This window comes from Sphingobacterium chungjuense (genome assembly GCF_011316935.1).
Taxonomy (GTDB): Bacteria; Bacteroidota; Bacteroidia; order Sphingobacteriales; family Sphingobacteriaceae; genus Sphingobacterium; species Sphingobacterium chungjuense.
In genome coordinates this window covers 163,990-181,481 of sequence record NZ_WLYS01000005.1, presented here as the reverse complement: position 1 = coordinate 181,481, position 17,492 = coordinate 163,990, and the positions used below count along the sequence as shown (strand labels likewise).

Annotated in this window: 12 protein-coding genes; 1 reads left to right on the top strand and 11 read right to left on the bottom strand. The window is 39.6% G+C overall.

The genetic code is table 11. From position 1 onward, the window contains the following. Nucleotides 1-5 precede the first annotated feature (5 nt). The 10 genes from GKO22_RS13545 to GKO22_RS13500 form a co-directional block, all read right to left on the bottom strand. The gene (locus GKO22_RS13545; protein ID WP_166335900.1) at nucleotides 6-1,058 is read right to left on the bottom strand and encodes a FecR family protein; all 1,053 of its coding nucleotides are present in this window, start codon (nucleotides 1,056-1,058) and stop codon (nucleotides 6-8) included. A gap of 84 nt (nucleotides 1,059-1,142) precedes the next feature. Continuing rightward, nucleotides 1,143-1,709, bottom strand: coding sequence for a sigma-70 family RNA polymerase sigma factor (locus GKO22_RS13540; RefSeq protein ID WP_166335899.1), 567 nt, complete (start codon nucleotides 1,707-1,709; stop codon nucleotides 1,143-1,145). 115 nt (nucleotides 1,710-1,824) lie between these two features. Beyond that, complete coding sequence (locus tag GKO22_RS13535) at nucleotides 1,825-3,036, bottom strand: lipase family protein (RefSeq protein ID WP_166335897.1); 1,212 nt, start codon at nucleotides 3,034-3,036, stop codon at nucleotides 1,825-1,827. Nucleotides 3,037-3,200: 164 nt separating this feature from the next. After that, on the bottom strand, nucleotides 3,201-5,114 hold the full coding sequence (locus GKO22_RS13530) for a hypothetical protein (RefSeq protein ID WP_206367906.1): 1,914 nt from the start codon (nucleotides 5,112-5,114) through the stop codon (nucleotides 3,201-3,203). 116 nt (nucleotides 5,115-5,230) lie between these two features. Next, on the bottom strand, nucleotides 5,231-5,434 hold the full coding sequence (locus GKO22_RS13525; RefSeq protein WP_166335893.1) for a hypothetical protein: 204 nt from the start codon (nucleotides 5,432-5,434) through the stop codon (nucleotides 5,231-5,233). Between the two features lie 831 nt (nucleotides 5,435-6,265). Next, nucleotides 6,266-8,248, bottom strand: a complete 1,983-nt coding sequence (locus GKO22_RS13520; protein WP_166335891.1) for a hypothetical protein — start codon at nucleotides 8,246-8,248, stop codon at nucleotides 6,266-6,268. 24 nt (nucleotides 8,249-8,272) lie between these two features. Continuing rightward, nucleotides 8,273-8,410 carry a hypothetical protein gene (locus tag GKO22_RS13515; protein ID WP_166335889.1) on the bottom strand — a complete coding sequence of 46 codons (138 nt, stop codon included), beginning with the start codon at nucleotides 8,408-8,410 and terminating at the stop codon, nucleotides 8,273-8,275. Between the two features lie 1,076 nt (nucleotides 8,411-9,486). Further along, nucleotides 9,487-10,215 carry a hypothetical protein gene (locus GKO22_RS13510; RefSeq protein ID WP_166335887.1) on the bottom strand — a complete coding sequence of 243 codons (729 nt, stop codon included), beginning with the start codon at nucleotides 10,213-10,215 and terminating at the stop codon, nucleotides 9,487-9,489. A 26-nt stretch (nucleotides 10,216-10,241) separates the two neighbouring features. Continuing rightward, nucleotides 10,242-11,555 (bottom strand): MFS transporter, encoded by a 1,314-nt coding sequence (locus GKO22_RS13505; RefSeq protein WP_166335885.1) that lies wholly within the window; start codon nucleotides 11,553-11,555, stop codon nucleotides 10,242-10,244. A gap of 10 nt (nucleotides 11,556-11,565) precedes the next feature. Beyond that, complete coding sequence (locus GKO22_RS13500) at nucleotides 11,566-13,029, bottom strand: mannitol dehydrogenase family protein (RefSeq protein ID WP_166335883.1); 1,464 nt, start codon at nucleotides 13,027-13,029, stop codon at nucleotides 11,566-11,568. A gap of 165 nt (nucleotides 13,030-13,194) precedes the next feature. Between GKO22_RS13500 and GKO22_RS13495 the strand changes: the two genes are divergently transcribed. Then, complete coding sequence (locus GKO22_RS13495) at nucleotides 13,195-14,223, top strand: LacI family DNA-binding transcriptional regulator (RefSeq protein WP_166335881.1); 1,029 nt, start codon at nucleotides 13,195-13,197, stop codon at nucleotides 14,221-14,223. Nucleotides 14,224-14,323: 100 nt separating this feature from the next. Here the strand turns inward: GKO22_RS13495 and GKO22_RS13490 are convergent, their stop codons facing one another. Next, on the bottom strand, nucleotides 14,324-17,443 hold the full coding sequence (locus GKO22_RS13490; protein ID WP_240920311.1) for a basic secretory protein-like protein: 3,120 nt from the start codon (nucleotides 17,441-17,443) through the stop codon (nucleotides 14,324-14,326). Between the last annotated feature and the right edge of the window lie 49 nt (nucleotides 17,444-17,492).

Sequence of the window (17,492 nt, the reverse complement as noted above, 5' to 3'; positions counted from 1 at the left end):
GTTTGTTAAATTTGATCGTTTGTTTGGAGATTGGATGGTATAGATACGACATACGTAGCGGTATCTTCTTGATAAGTAATCTGTATTTCGTGGGTCAACATTATGTGCTTGATGATATCGTCCAAGACAACTTTGTCCGTATAATTACCGTAGAAAGTCATCCCCTCCAAGTCGCTTTCTGAATAGGAGAATTGGGTTTGGAAATGTGCCGCAAGCGTGTCGAAAACTTCTCTTAATGGAGTGTGGTGAAAGCCTAACATGACTACTTCTGCTTCTTGTGCAGGCGCTTTCTTGATGCTGGCTTCTGGTTTCTGTATGGTATTTGGCGCGAGGTGTAATCCTTTGCTATCCCATCTATCACCTGGATTTAGTGTAACGAGCAATTCTCGATTGCCCAAACTGGATTTTTTAGTGATGGCTATTTTTCCGGACAGAAGCTCTACGATGGGAAGCGATTCATGGTGTAAACGGGTAACCCAGAACACCGTTCCGAGTGCTGTAGTATGAATATCTCCCGTGATGACCGAGAATGGACGCGACGCATCTTTAGCCACATCAAATCGTGCTTTTCCGGACAATGTTACTTGGCGATTATCGGCTTCAAAATTGTCGAGAAAGTGAATGCTACTCTGTGGTGTCAAGGTGACGCTACTGCCATCGGAGAGCATGACGGATCTGTTATCACTGCCATGATTGTGGTATACACGTAGTCGATTTACACCGTCAGAAAATTTCGATTCGACAATCTGTGATGCGGTGTGCTTTTTGTAAACTAGGCTATTACGCAATACATAGAAACTTGCTACGCCTATGCATAGTAAAGCTGCTGCGGCACCATACTTGGTTGGCCATTGGATTCTTTTTACACGTACTTCGTCTGGTTGGGTAATGCGATCAATACGGTCTCTAAGTCGAAGCAGATCTTCTGTGGTGGCCGATTCGTCGGAAACTTTCAAAGATGCTATCCAGTGTTGTAGTTGGACTTTTTCTTCGGCAGTACACTTTCCTTCCAGATAGCGCTGGATCAACTGTTGTAATTCGGGCGATTGTTTGGACATACATATGGTAGTAGCTCAAACGATGCGATCGTACCATAGAATTGGTATTAAGAAAAGATCAACTTTATCTTAATTTAAAAACACCTATCGTAGCAGGAAGTACGAGAGCATCGGCAATAGGAAAACCGTATCATGCACCTTCTTTTCGGCTAGTTCTTTCCTGACCTGATCGAGTGACTTGCAGAGTTGGTTTTTGACTGTTTGATTGGATATACCGAGTAAAGAAGCAATCTCCTGATTGGAATAAGATTGGTAATACTTCAATTGGAATATCCTACGCATGCGGGGAGGCATCTGCGTTACGGAGTGGTCAATGTGTTGGATCATCGATTCATGATTTTCCTCTAACTCCGCTTCTTCCAGCTGTTCGTGATCAACAGTTTGCAATAAGGTAAAATGGGCGATATGTTTATCATTGACACCGACTTTTCGGAAATGCTGGAATATTTTATGGTAAAGCGCTGAGATCAAGTAATTCCGCGGTTCGGAAGTAATGTTGATCATGGATTTGCGCTGCCAAAGATCGACAAATAAATCTTGTACCACATCCATTGCTTGATCTTTATCGCCCAACTTACGGATGGCAATATTCAGTAATGTTGCTGCGTGTTCTTTATAAAGAAGATCAAAATCGAAATCACATGATACCATGACGTGCTTTTGTATGGTCAGCACCAAAATTGATCTATTAGTATTATATGCGGATTAAGTGCATATTAACTCTTGATGAATACCGTAATTCTGAAGACGATTACTAGAGTATCGTTTACCTTTTTACAAAAGGTGCATACTCGTCTAAACCATCATAATATTGTCGCAGTAAAAAACGATAGGTATCAATACCGTGGTGAAAATAGCGTGCGTTGTCCGCAAAGAAATCGGAGTATGCTTTGTTGGCGGATAAAATGATTGGCACACCCGGACGTTGGAAATAAGTCGTTTTGACGGGTTCGGGGATTTTTAGTTCGGGTAAAAAACGGGTGATAAAGCGACCGGTATATTTCCCTAAATATTTTTGGTAGGCATCAGATGATTTTTTTGCGCGCTTCTTCATTATGTTGAATGATCGCTTTAAGAAGAATCGTTTGAAGAATGGTAAATTGTCTATGCGGGTGTATAATCCGACGATCGGGTTTGGTTCATTCATATCAATATCTAACTGCTGCGTTGTCAATGGCATTTCTGGTATGGCATCGGCCGTATTAACAATGCTGAAGCTCCACTCCGATCGATTTGCATTATCATAATCGTAGGCAAAATACCTGTTCCCCATTTTTGGTGCCGCACTAGCGTATGTTTTTACCGAAATATCTTTCATCTCACCGTGTTCACGCTTTTGCATTAGCCATGCACTGAAATAATAACTCAACGCACCGCCTTGAGAGTGCCCACCTACAATATATTGCCGATAGCCAGCAGCATACAACTGCTGCAATGTATTCTCCAGATGATCGGCGAGATAAACAAAACCTATCAAAAAACCCGCATGCACGGCAGCGCGATCATCCCTAGCTAATGTATAGGAAAAATCGTGACCCTTCTGCATTTGTATGCTGCCGCTTGCAGGTATCATGGCGCAGTAAAAATCGGCCAAGATGGATTCTTGCTTCCGGGTCGTGCCTCGGATAATTAATACCACGGTAGAATCATTTCTGATCCAGACGTCTGCTCGATTGTCGAGACCAACGCTTGGTGAGCGATAATACATGCTATAACCGGCCAACATGTCTTCAAACTTGTTGTCTGACACGGTGTCCAGCAATGCTTTGTTCAATTTTAAAATTTCCTCACATTCAATGGCATCAAAACCCGGAAGTAGACCCTTATGCTGTGCACTGGATTCATTAACATGGCCAAAAAAAAGGAGAATAGCTGGAATAAATGCGAATAGGAAGTGTTGAGGATGCATCATTTTGTGAATAAGACTAAAAGCAAAATAGTACGCTTGTGGATGTATGAAGTTAACAATTTTTTGCATTGTATCATTCTAATCATCTCGTCGAAATTCAGATGCTTGACAGTAGGTACTACAGAAAAGAGAGAATTCTGAAATGAATTCCCTCCTCTCACATTGACGACTTTTATTTAATATAGTGCCTAGGACTGCGGCTGACCAATGGTATTCAAAACTTTTGGTTAGAATTATGGCCTTGGTGGTGCGGCGTATCTCCATTGTCTTATACCTTGCAATTCGGCTCGCTCTACAGCCCAAGCCATTACATTCGCAATGACTACGCTATTGTACGCATTCCTCGAGCCAGCTGAATAGCCAGAGCCAGCATTACCATATGCTTTAGGTAGAGGTCGCTTCGCACGTGTATCATAATTAAATGGGCAAATAACGAAGCTTCGACCCCCGTTGTACGATACGAACCCACCATCTCCAATAAAGAAGAAATTTTTAGTGTTGTGTTTAAACATCGTAACCCTATTGGCTAGTGATGACCTGTTGATAGCATTGCCATTTGAATATACGGTGACTTGAGACAATGGAATGTTTGTAAGTCCGAGCGTGGTTCCTGCATCTTCACCCCAATGCCGTCCACGGACATCCCCGAATGGGCCATTCAATATTTTGTCATTTGGATCATTACCTACAATCGGATACATCGCTCCAGCGGTACCATTACTAATAGCGCCAATGTTTGAAACTCCAAACATCGTATTGAAAAATGATCGTGTATTGTTATTTGCGGCGTCCTGCAGCATCATGATGACGACACCGTTATTGTCTAAATAATTATTTAACGCTCGAGCTACTGCTGGTCGTATGTTAATCATATTGTACCCTATGATCACGATATCAGGTCTGTTTGTATTATTGGTAGCAGCCAATCTAGCCGTCAATCGATTGTCGAAAGCAGCTGTAGCGGCATACAACATCCGATTTTCAGCGGCATTTTGCGTACGATTTCCTCCTGCCCAACTACCTAATCCTGGTGACCAAGAGTCCATTTTGACGATACTTTCTGGAAGATCTCCAAAATTCTCTGAGGCATTTAAGAAATCCCAAGCTGGACCTCTTTCTAAAGCATAACCATAGGACGCCCCACTCGAAATATGTAAGATTCGTAAAGGAGAGACTCGATAATTAAGATTTAAGATACTTGATAAGCGTTGGCCGATCGCTGCATTTTCAAATTCATTGGTAAAAGTCGGTCTATTAGCTGCGCCGAAATAGGTTGCTAAATTTCGCTGTGAAATATCTTCACGAACACCATCAAATCTTACGGGTAGATCATTTATCACTACATTATATGTACTTACTGATGCCGGATCCACAGTATAATAGATTCTTTCCCAAGTATTATCTGAAGATGGAGCATTGAAAATAACTTCAGTAGGTACTGCTTCAACTGCGTTCATTTGATTGCTTCGGATGCTAAACACTCCCTTTTTCAAGTAATCATTCCTGTCGAATGCGGCGTTAAGATTATTGATCGTAGCAAACCTAGCTAATACTGTGGCATCTATCTTTATATGTACTTGCGTGACTTTACGCTCGAAGACAATACTAAGATTATAATCATCTTGCGTATTTGTAGGAATAGTTATCTCACCACTTGCATACAAAAAATCTCTATTAATAGATGTTTCAATGGATGGATTATTCGTGTTTGCCGGTTCTGGTAAAGCCTCGCTGTCGTTGTAAGAATAGGCGTACCACAGGTAAGTCTCACCTGTCTGTCCCTCCATTGACAAAGGTGTGCCTGCAGTGCCTTGAACTGTACGCCAAAGTTGTCCGCTGTTTCTATTGTATAATAAAATTCTGTATCTGTATCCATTTTGCATAGGAATAGCCGCACGATTTATAGTCGATGATCTATCGGAATCAGTAACCTCTGCTGATGCGGCTCGGATGTTTTCGACATTGGAGCCTACAGAAGTTTGACTCATAACATGATCTACATAAAACCCTCCATTATCATTGTTCATAGTAGTGGTAGAAGTCCGCGAAATATTGCTGAATGTAGTATTTGTGGTGGCTCTAGAATTGGCGGCGTTAGCGACAACAATACTTTCTGTTACACCCGCAACATCGATTCTTAACATCATATTCCCTACTTGTGCTACGGAATAATCCTTCGAACAACCTGCCAAACAAATTGTGCCTATGATGCCGAATATATAAATAAGAGCTTTCATACTATATAACCTATATGATGTTTTGATTAAAAATTCCAAGTCTGCTCTGATTGCCTTTCTTCCCATTCTACGACATATGGTATGTTATTGTCTTCCACCTTTATATTGACTATTGAACCTGCTGCAAAGGCTGATTCCATCGTGATTAAAGTGACTGAAATTGATGGTGACAAATAGTGTTTTTTATAAACACCTGTTGTAATACGTTTACTTTTTTTATTTAAATCCATTTTATGTGATTGAATTTGTTTTACAAGAAGAAAAAATGTTTTTTATCTACAAGTTGATGCTTGTAAATCCAATCAATTTGATTTTAAGGATGTATATATTTTTCCCTCTATAAATATTTGAAAATATTTTAATCAAACTAAACATTTATAGAAGGCAAATATCTGTAGTTTATTGATACTTTACTGGCGCAAGTGTTAATATAATTTCGATTTGTAGGGTTAAGACTACAGCATCAAATCAGGTTTTATCATTATTTTAAGGCTATTTTATGAGTTTACTGAATAGGGAAAATATACTTATTGAAGTAAGTGAAGAATATTAAAAATTTCCAAATTATGTACAATTAATTTCTATTTTAATAAATTTACAACAAATTTAATGCTATATAAGTAGAAAAAATTGTGATTATAGATTCTGTGAAAAATCCCATGCTTTGGTTTATTTGTAAGTATTTGTATATGATGGGATAATTATGTTGGCAATGTCAACGCATGTAAATTATTTTATAAACAAGACGTTTATCTGACATTACTTTTTGATAATTTTTAGCTTTTTTATTGATGTTTTGATTACAGTCAAGTCGACAATTATTTCTTTATTCTTAAAAAAGATCATAATTTATACTATACTTTAAAAGATAGGGAGCACTAAGTATAATTTGTAGTACCGTCAAAAGAGATTGATTGATGTATTTGTTACTGATGTAAATTGTTCAAAAAGACAAAAGAATTCTGTTATGAAATTCTCTTGTCCTTTTGTGGATATAACCTTTGAAAATTCATTCTTTTACACCAATCATTTGGCTGTAAAATTAGTATGAATGCATCGATTTAAGGTGTTGGAGGCCCTGCATATTTCCATGTCCTAACACCTTCAAGCTCGGCTTTTTCAACTGCCCAAGCCATTACATTAGCCATGACAATGCTATTGTAAGCACCTAATGATCCTGCTGAATATCCAGAGCCCGCGTTACCGTAAGACTTTGGTAATGGTTTCTTTGCAACAGGATCATAATTAAAAGGGCAGATCGTATTGCTATTCCCTCCGTTGTAAGAGACGAAACCACCATCTCCTATATAAAAGAAACTTTTAGTATTGTGTTTAAACATCGTAACTCTAGTGGCTACCGATGATCTATTAATAGCATTACCATACGAGTAAACCGTGACTGCAGATAAAGGTAAATTTGTAATCCCTAGTGTCGTACCGGCATCTTCTCCCCAGTGTCTTCCTCGAACATCTCCGAAAGGTCCATTTAATATTTCATCATCTGGATCAACCCCTTCTATGGGGTACATTGCTCCACTACTTCCGCTTGAATTGGTGCCTATGTTTGAAACTCCAAACATAGTGTTGAAAAATGATTGCGTATAAGCGTTCGCAGCGTCTTGAAGCAGCATAATGACAACCCCCTTATCATTTAAATAAGAATTTAATGCCTGAGCTACAACTGGTCGTACACTAGTCATGTTATATCCTAGAATAACTATGTCCGGCCTGTTTGTTGTGTTTGTTGCGGCCAATCTGCTTGCTAGTTGGTTATCAAATGCAGTTGTAGCTGCAAATTGTATCCAGTTCTGTGATTTATTGTCTGTCTGATTTCCACCGGACCAACTACCTTGTCCAGGAGCCCACACCCCCATTTTTACAATACTTTCCGGTAAGTCGCCAAAGTTCACTTTTGAATTTAAAAAGTCCCACGATGGCCCTTGTTGAAGTGCATAACCATAGCTGGTATTATTTGAAATATGTAAAATGCGTAATGGCGCTACTTGATAATTTAGCCGCAGCGTCGTTGAAAGTCGTTGTCCAACAACAGGAGCGGCAAAGTTACTGGTAAAGGTTGGTTTATTAGCTGATCCAAAATATGTTGCAAGATTTCTTTCTGAGATATCTTCACTTACGCCATCGAATTTTACAGGTAAATCATTAATAATGATTTTATAGGAACTTACAGCTGAAGGATCAATAGTATAATAGTTAGCTTCCCAAGTATCATTAGATGATGATGCGTTGAAAATAGTTTCCGTGGGAACCACTTCAATATTCGTTGTTTGATTATCCCTTATACTAAATAGACCTTTTTTAATATAGCTATTATTATCAAATGATGCATTTAGATTATCAATTCTTGCGAATCTTGCTAGTACTGTAGCATCTATTTTTACACGAATTTGTGTTACCTTGTGGTCAAAAGTAATCGGGAGGTTGTAGTCTATTTCCGAATTTGCAGGTATATTGATCTCGCCTGTTGCATAGAGAAAATCTTTAACAATAGACGTTTCTACTGATGGATTTGCAATGTTTGCTGGTTCAGGTAACATATCATCATTGTTGTAAGAATAGGCGTACCACAAATAGCTCTCGCCTGTCTGACCTTCTATTGATAATGCTGTACCTGAAGTGCCTTGCTCAGTCTTCCAAAGCTGTCCTGTATTTTTATTATATAGTAGAATTCGGTACGTATATCCAGTTTGCATAGGTTGGGTAGCTCTATTTATTGTAGATGCACGCTGTTTATAGTCATTTTGTGAATTTGCCGATGATGTAAATTCAGAATTGGGCACTATAGCATCCTGAGATATCGAGAAATCTACATGGAAACCATTGGTATTACTTGGAACCGTTGAGGACGTATTTCTGACAGTAGCTGATCGAGGAGCAGAATTTGATTCAATATCTAACGCCTCAGAAACACCTTGTACATCGACTCGTAACATCATATTTCCGGGCTTATCTTCCAAAATTTTGTCATTACAGCTAACCAAACCTAGTGTTCCCAAAATGGTGAGTAAGTAAATAAACTTTTTCATTCTGCTTATACTAAATTATTCCCATTAAAAATTCCAAATCTCATCAGTCTCTCTTTCTTGCCAATCCGTAACAGTTGGAGTTCCGTTATTTCCGACTGTGACCGCTACTACCGAGCCGGCGCTGAAGTTTGATTCCATGGCGATATACGACAATATGATCATAGGAGCTAAATAAACCTTCTTTTTAAAACCTTTCATATTTTCACTTTCTTTTAATTAAATATGTTATGATAAACTGACACATTACTCTAAGCGCAATTAAAATCGTTTTATGAAATCCTTGTCCCGAGAGCTTAAATAACCAGCTTAAAAAACTTGTGTAGCTAAGGATTTTCATACGCATCGAAAATTGTAATTAACACCTAATTCTCTGAAAGCAAATATGTATAGTTTATTGTAAATTAACTCTTTGTAGATCCATTGATGTTTTTAAATTGTAGATCAACAGCTACAGGGTATTTTGCCCAAGGAGATAGAAGCAACATACTCAGCAAGCACGTTTAATGATGGGCTTATAACGAAATTTTAGTGCTGGATATAATACTATTTCTTATTAGCTATTGTTCATCAATAATTTCGCTATTAGACATATCCTTATTGGTAATCAGATTGTTAGCGAATATTTAGTAATCTACATCTAGAAACAGTGTATTTGGTAATTCATCGTTTGCGAACATTCGATAATCTTTGGAATAGATTCAAAAAGCTCACTATACGAATTCGAATGTTCTTCAAATTTCAGGTGAACGGAATGGAGCGTGATCAAAAAAAATTAATCAGTACCAACCTGCTTATTGTGTGTAATATTTGTTCCTCATAAGAAATTGCTCTTTTTGCCTAATATCCTAAACAATATACATGTTATAACGTTTTATATTCAGAAAGTTAGTATGAATATGAAAATTTCAACATTATTGTACCGTACTTAATCTACTGATTTATACTTGCATGTAATCTTTGCGGGAAACCGTAAAATGAGTTTAGGTTTAAGTTATATTTTAGCACGTTAATTTTTCCTACCAAATATTTGTTTATGTTTAAAAAAGTACCAGCACTAAAATCATTATTTACACTACCATTTTTAGTAATTGCCGTTATCGCGCTTTTACATCTAAACGCTTGCCAGTAATCAATACAATGCTTTTAACTTGTTATTGAGATTGATTTCTAAATGCCGAAATCCTTTAAAGTGAGACAAATTTGTATTTATTGATTAAAATGAGCATTCCCACTTAACGCTAAAATGAGAATGCTTGTACCGAGAATTGTAAGAAGGCATTTTGATCGACCGTATTCCACATAGCCCAAATACCTATTGGAATATTCCAAGAACCCACTGGTATCGGTTTAATGACAATCAAACTTATTTCACTTAGTCCGCTACGTGAAGCAAAAAAGTTATTGCGCTCACCTAGAGATCGTAACGCGTCAGCGTAGCCAACCCGGCCACTTACCACAAGATCACTTTTCCTAAGAAATGGGTATTCCATACTAGCAAAGTATGAGTATTTATTGCTCGTGTTATCCGCATTACGATCTCTACCAAAGACAATCGCATTCCAGCTTAGTTCTAATGGGAAATCGTTGCTGATGGTATAAAAGCTTCTAAAATCCCAAAATCGTCCCGTTTCAGCCGCTTTATAATTAAAGTATTCGGTATTGTTGTAAGCTGCTTCAGGTGAAAAATTGTAGATATCCCACAATTCTAACCTAAATCTATTCTTTGCATTACGATATCCCACATAATGATTAAATTCCTTATAGCTTCCTGTGGCATCTCCCCCAGCCCAAAAACCGCCATAAAAATTATCACCAGTAAGTTCGAGATTTCCTGTATAAACTAGCCCCGTCGCTACTTCCAATCCCCGCCATAAGTGACTATTGCGCAGCTGCAGCGACGAATGTAGATTTTGTCCATGAGCAGAGATGCCAAGGGACATGAGGAGGCACACTAATAGCTGTCTCATCTTAAAAAAATAAAGTATATGGTTTTTTAACTAATAATATCCTGCTCGCGTGGTCGTGAACCAACTAAAGCATATCCTAGCATCAATAGTTCGCAGACAAGAGAGAGTGTCCAAGTCCAACGCCATGATCCAAACCAATCTGCCAAGCCACCTTGCAGTAAAGTGAACACAGCACCTCCAAATACAGCAGAGATAAATATGCCCGAAGCTTTAGAAGTATATTGCTTTAAACCTTTGATAGATAAAGAATAAATACAACTCCACATAGAAGAATGCAATAAACCAATAGCCACCAAGAACCATATATTATTAGATACCATAGCTACGACTACTAAAATACTTGCTAAGGAGGTGGTGGCGATTAATTGGTTACGAGCAGATACATTTTTTAGAAAACTAGAGGCCAGTCGACCTACTAAAAAACCTCCCCAATAAAGTGTAGAAAGTAAAGCGTGGATACCAAGATCTCTACCTGCGATGATCAATTCTGTACTTCCAAAAAATGTAACTGGATAACCTGACTCTAACAATTCAAAAGCGTATAAATTGAGATTGGCTCCAATCGCTACCTCCGTACCAACATAGAAGAAGATAGCTGCGACACCAAGTGCAAAATGCTGAAATGACCACATACTTCGTGGCAATAAAGTGCTGTCTGTACTTCTAGTGTCTGCGATATCGGGAATAGGAATTTTTAGTGTGAATAATGTTACCACAAGTACGCAGAAAATCAAGCCTGCCAACGGCAGCAGTAGTTGTTGAATCTGTATACTCTCGATTGAGATACCACTGAACATGATCACGGTGACAAAAAATGGTGCTGACGTAGTTCCTATAGAATTTATACCAGTTGTTATATTTAATCGTTGCACATCATTGGTACCTGCCAATTCGTAGGAGGCAACGTACGGATTAACCACTACTTGAATGACGGCTGCTGAAGTACCCATTAAGAAAGATCCCATAATGAAAATAATAAAGCCATATGGTACCACTACATCAGATACTTGGATAACGTAATGTGGATAGTGCAAGCCAACCCATGTAGATAACATATAAAAACATAGTCCAGATATGATAAACAGTAACCCGCGAATAATAGTATTTTTGTATCCAAATCGGTTTACCCACTTACTCCCTAGTGTGCTATTAATCAAATAACCTAAGAAGAAAAAGAATGAAATGGATGTGGTGAGTGTATTAGAATAGCTACCTGCTTCTTTTAAAAAAGTGACTTTAAGTGGCGCTTGTAGCTGCTCATTCACCGTGGTAAGAAAGCCCACGATAAAGTAAATAAAAGTCACAATGGCGTAAGGCCAAATACTGTGTTGCTTTCTCATAAAATAAAAATTATGCAATTGTTTTTAGTACCTCCAGAGCACCTTGTTCTTTGATAGCAGTGCAATAAGAAAGATAGAGCGTTTTGAAATCTTTTGATGATGATAAGAAGCTATCCCTAAATGGCTTGAAATCTAAAAATTGTAACGGATCGTCCGATTCTATGTACGGTCGGTCTGTATCTAAAAGCCACGGCTCTGCTATCTCATAGCTTTGTCCCTTATCATCGATTTTATATTTGAGGTAATGTCGATAAGTAGCTATACCATACGCCACCCTTTGTAAATCTTTGCCGTCTTGTATCATTTTATTAAGATTTGGCATCAGATAAACTGGGAATTTAGAAATACCATCAAAACACAGACGGCTCACTTGATCGCTCACTGAGCGATGGGCAAACCTTTCTAAGAGTGTCTGCTTATATAAGTCCAAATCTGTGTTTTGCGGTGCTGGCACGTACGGTGTGATATCAATATTCATTAAATCAGACAGATACTGATGTAGGTGTATGTTTTGCATAGCTTCATCTACTTTTCGATAACCAGACAAAAATGCGGGGTACGACAATAACGAATGCGATGCGTTAAGTAAACTGAGTTTCATATTTTCGAACGCAGCTACATCATCTGTAAATTCTACCCCTACTTTTTCCCACGCAGGTCGCCCAGCTATAAACTTATCTTCGATTACCCATTGCACAAAATCTTCGCAATAGACCGGTGCTTGGTCATCGAGTTTATTTTTACTATTGAGCCACTTGATATCTTCTGGTCGCGTAACTGGGGTAATGCGATCCACCATACTATTAGGAAAAGTAACATTCAGCTCAACCCAATCTGCCAAGCTTTTATCTTGCGCTTTGATAAATGATGTAAATGCCTTTTTGGCCGTATCACCATTATGCTGCAAGTTATCACATGATAGGATGGTCAATCCCGCGCCTCCAGCATGCATTCTTTGTCGCAAACCAGCTGCAACAAATCCAAAAACTGTTTTAGTGGTTTTAAGATTTAATAGATCTTCTTGAATGGTAGGGTTATCTATCTGAAAAGTACCGTCATTACTATCTATATTATAGCCACCTTCTGTAATCGTTAGGGTAATGATTTTGATATCTGGAGACGCTATTTTATCGATTACGGCTTCCGGCACTTCTACACCCCAAATCATTTCGACTAAAGAATTAATTTCTTGCAAATCATCTTTGCCATCACGACCGCAGATCGTTAGCGAATACCATCCGTTTTGGGCCTGTAACGCTCGCACCAGATTCTCGTCAGTAGGAAGTAATGCGATACCGCAAATTCCCCAGTTTTGCTGATCTGGCTGAGTTAATAATAGATTGGTGTAATACTGTTGATGTGCTCTGTGAAAATTACCGACACCAATGTGCACAATTCCAGATTTGATAGCTGTTCGGTCAATACCAGTCTGAGCAACCCCCAAGGGTTGATGGATTATCTCTTTTGTAGTCATGGTCTATAATAGTTATCGAGAAGTAAACATATTATTTTAAATGAAATCTTTGGAGAGAAAACACAAAGCAATCGTTCCCGCAAACGTTCCCAAAATCTGCAAACGATTGCAATTTGCTTAAGTAAACAATATACGTTACATTTGGATTAACGAATTAAACCGATAATGAAACAGCCCACTCTAAAGGATCTTGCTAAGCATCTTCTACTTTCCACTTCGACCGTTTCTCGAGCACTTACCAACGATAAAAACGTGCGCAGAGAAACTCGGGAACAAGTACAAGAAGCCGCACAACGTTTGGGATACAAACCTAATCGCGTAGCGAGAAATTTAAAGTCCGGTCGATCCTATACTATCGGTGTAATTGTTCCAGAAATGGTAACACCTTTTGCATCGAGTGTACTCGAAGGCATTCAGGATGCTATAGCTGATGATGGTTATCACGTGATCATCGCACAGTCTGGAGAAGATCCTAAAATAGAACGTAAAAACCTCATGATGATGCAACAAGCGTTAGTGGATGGTGTCATTATCAGTGCCTGTCACCAAACATATAATCTTGATCTTTGTCGGGAATTTCAATACAACGGTATTCCATTAGTGTTCTACGATAGGATACTCTCGGGATTGGACGCTCCAAGGGTAATGGTGAATGACTATACCAAATCGATGCTGATGATGGAACATTTAATTCACTTAGGGCGTAAAAAGATCGTGCATCTTCAAGCACCAGATTATATCTATAATTCTGTAGAGCGATCACGGGCTTATCGCGATGCACACACTAAATTTGGCTTAAATTTCGATCCTGCTTTGCTTGTTCGAGCTGGCTTGACTTTTGAAGACGGCCGAAATGCTGCTGCTCGATTGTTGATCGCGGAGAAGTCATTCGATGCTATTTTTGCTTTTACGGATACTTTGGCCATTGGCGCTATGAATTATTTGAGAGAAAAAGGCTTACGCATTCCACAAGATGTGGCCATAGCAAGTTTTTCAGGAACAGCGCTTTCTACTATTGTACACCCTCAGTTAACCACTGTTGAACAACCATTGCACGAGATGGGAGTCAAGGCAGCAAACTTATTATTAAGACTAATTGATGGTGTAGAGTTAATTGAGAATCGAATTGTCCTAGATGCCACCTTACAATATCGTGGATCAACTATCTTACCAGCTGAAGAACGTATCGTTTAGACATCACACAATTATATGTCAAAAAAAATCGCCGTTTGGACAGCGAACTGCGTAAACGGCGACTCAAATAACCCTATTGTGTAACTATTTGATAAATAGACTACCAGCCCGGCGCAAAGTTTAATCCGAAGTGTCCGAACTGCGAACGACTGCGCAATAATGGTATGGCATAGTAAGGTTCTAATATCATCGCGCCAAACAGGTTGACACGCATGGAAACACCGACACTATATAATGGTGCACGCACTTGTGGATCATATTCATACAGGGATTCGCCATTCGGATTGTTGACCAAAATGCGATCAGAATCACTTTTGCTCCATCGAACCGTATTGCCACGGCTCCACGCCAAACCTGCATCAAAAAAGAGGTTAAGATCAGACCACAGAAGTCCAGATTTAAAAATCGCTAAACCTTCCGGACCTGTAAATGGTAATCGTACCTCAAAATTGGCCACCGCCATACGCGAGCCCACCAAATCATTAAACGTAACGCGACCAGAAAGATCTTGAATACGCTCATAACCACGCATTAGAAAAGGATAACCGATGTACAATCCTTGAAAACGATCCTCGCCCTCGCCTACGCGCATATAAGAATAAACACGTGCTGCTAATGTGATAGGTTTGAGTCGTTCGTAACGACGATAATCGAAGTTGTACACTTGGAAATTGTATTCGCCGAAACTTTGTCCGACCGTCATCCGATAGCGATAACCCTGCAAAGGTGCTGCAATTCCGAATATGGTATTGTCGCCAATAAAACCAGCGGTAACCTGTGGCATGGCAAAGGATTCTAAATTCCCTAATCCCAATCGCATGGCATCATCGGCACTCATGGCACGGCGATCGCTAATGCCGGTATTTCGGCCGAACCGCCAATGCTCTGCTCTAAAACCATAACGAGCGTAGGCTGCTCCCACTTCGAAGCGATGATTGCGATTGAATGGATAGGCTACAAAACCTTCGAGCTGTGTCTGAAATTGACGCATGAGATACGTGTTTTCAACTAACTCATTACCAGCGCCTAAATCTTGGACATTAAACTCGGTAAATCCATACCGGAAAGGAATATGCGATGCAGAGAATCCCCAATTCCAACGATTTTGCTGATTAATATAAGCAACCTGTCCACCAATATCATAGATTTCCCCATTCACATTGAGTGCACCCATGATCTGATTATAACCCAAGATATCGGAGAATGTCCCAAAGACACCGCCAGCCATTCCTGCGCCATACCGATTTCCTACTGCCATTCCCATCCCGGTGTTGGTGAGGTAATCCAGCTTGAATTGTGGTCGATAAGGTGTTGGGTTGATCTGTGAAGATGAAATCCGTTGATACGCATTAAAGTTTCTTAGATTATAGTTCACGACATCTATGCCACGATCTTCATCTGGAAATAGCATGGCCGCTTTAAAATCGACTACTTGATGATCCACTGAAACCGGGTTAAAATCTGCAGCATGCGCACGATAAACGCTATATTCATTGTTCTTGAAGAAAGAATATACAATCTCATCTTGTGCCGAGATACTCATCGCGGGCGAATACTCCGTAATACCACTTATACCCGTAAAGTAATCCGTGAGTCGCTCCACTTCTGTAGATGCTAACGTAATCCGGTACATATTGCGAAAGCCATCGTTATTCGATAAGAAATAGACTGCTGATCCATCTGCCGAGAAATGTGGATTGAGGTTATTCGCTCCTGCAAAGATTTCTATATTTTTAAAGGTACTTTCCTGCAAGTCATATATGGCCAAATTCATCGGAATATCCACCGAACGGTTTTCGGATTGCAACGCCACACGATCGGTACTGAATACGATGTACCGTCCATCACGTGAAAAACTGGGCTGCACATCCGAATAGTAATCATCCATCAATTGCATGAGTTTCTTGCTGGAAAAGTGGTAGGTATAGATATCACTTTGTCCATTCTTGAGCCCAGAGAATGCGACCGTTTCACCATCTGGGGACCAAGTAATATTGGCAAATTGTGCAATGCCCTCCATCTCTACCAAGCCCACTTGCTTTCGCTTCTCCACATCGATGATCATCAACTTATTTTTACCTTGGTTGAATACGCTAAAAGCGAATCGTTTGCTGTCTGGTGAAAATGCCCCCGCAGATTCGATAAAGCTGAAAGCGTCGATATCCTTATTAGTCTGCCTGCTCCCTAGTTTTTTGAGTACTTGGCCGGTCTTTGCGTCGGCTAGAAAAAGGTCGATACCGAAAAGATCCAACTCCGATAGAAAAGCGACATATTTCCCGTCTGGTGAAATGGCTGGCGACACATTCATTCGGCCTGCATTGGCTCGTGTCAACAGTGGTGTACCAATTGGACGTGTGGTGGTGTCTTTTCCAAGCTTACGATAGGTATCTTCCATGGAATTCTTCCAAAGCGTAGAAATAGTTTGCGCATCGTATCCAAATACGCGTTTCATCCCCGTCTCGTAACCATATTTGGCAGATTCTATAAACATGGGCATGATCACCGTGTCGCCGTATGTAGCACCAATGAACGCTAAAAATGATTGGCCATATCGGTATGGGAAATAGCGGTGAGACTGCTGAGTCATCTGTTGTAGTGACGGAAAATCCTTTCTGGCATAGGCATCACGCATCCACATCGAGGTAAAGGCGTCTTTCTTGCCGATCGAAAAATACTCGGCCATACCTTCAACCATCCATAATGGTAGGTTGCCTACATTTTCTAATCGTGTACTATCATTGCCTTCGATCAGCATCCGATACTGAAAAGCATGCACTAACTCATGACCCAAAACATGGCGCGTTTGGTGATTGGATTGCGCAATCGGCATCACGACACGCTGTTTGAATGCTTCGGTAAAACCACCCGTACCTTCACCGATTTCACCTTGTGTAGCTGTTGTCTGTTGAAAGTCGGGATGATTATTATAGAATATAATTGGATTTTTGCGCAGGAAGGTGTCTTGAAAAACTTGCTGATGCATCTCGTACCATACTTCAGATTCTTTGGCTAACCAATGCATCATCGAATCATTATTTAAGTAATAGTAAACGTTGAAGTGAGGGGTGTCATATACCTTAAAATTCAGCTTCTTGTAACGCATTTTGTTCTGTCCGAAATACTGACCCCATCCAACAGTAGGTGTAAGCAGACAAAATAAAAATCCCAAAAGCACAGGGATAAAGGAACGATGGCGAATCATATCATTCATATATTTCATAATATAAGGATCGACCTGTGGCGACAGATCAAGTATAGTGCACTATGTA

Coding starts and splice junctions, on each gene's coding strand:
- GKO22_RS13545 (WP_166335900.1), bottom strand. CDS start 1,058: ATGTCCAAACAATCGCCCGAATTACAACAGTTGATCCAGCGCTATCTG.
- GKO22_RS13540 (WP_166335899.1), bottom strand. CDS start 1,709: ATGGTATCATGTGATTTCGATTTTGATCTTCTTTATAAAGAACACGCA.
- GKO22_RS13535 (WP_166335897.1), bottom strand. CDS start 3,036: ATGCAAAAAATTGTTAACTTCATACATCCACAAGCGTACTATTTTGCT.
- GKO22_RS13530 (WP_206367906.1), bottom strand. CDS start 5,114: ATGATGTTAAGAATCGATGTTGCGGGTGTAACAGAAAGTATTGTTGTC.
- GKO22_RS13525 (WP_166335893.1), bottom strand. CDS start 5,434: ATGGATTTAAATAAAAAAAGTAAACGTATTACAACAGGTGTTTATAAA.
- GKO22_RS13520 (WP_166335891.1), bottom strand. CDS start 8,248: ATGAAAAAGTTTATTTACTTACTCACCATTTTGGGAACACTAGGTTTG.
- GKO22_RS13515 (WP_166335889.1), bottom strand. CDS start 8,410: ATGATCATATTGTCGTATATCGCCATGGAATCAAACTTCAGCGCCGGC.
- GKO22_RS13510 (WP_166335887.1), bottom strand. CDS start 10,215: ATGAGACAGCTATTAGTGTGCCTCCTCATGTCCCTTGGCATCTCTGCT.
- GKO22_RS13505 (WP_166335885.1), bottom strand. CDS start 11,555: ATGAGAAAGCAACACAGTATTTGGCCTTACGCCATTGTGACTTTTATT.
- GKO22_RS13500 (WP_166335883.1), bottom strand. CDS start 13,029: ATGACTACAAAAGAGATAATCCATCAACCCTTGGGGGTTGCTCAGACT.
- GKO22_RS13495 (WP_166335881.1), top strand. CDS start 13,195: ATGAAACAGCCCACTCTAAAGGATCTTGCTAAGCATCTTCTACTTTCC.
- GKO22_RS13490 (WP_240920311.1), bottom strand. CDS start 17,443: ATGAAATATATGAATGATATGATTCGCCATCGTTCCTTTATCCCTGTG.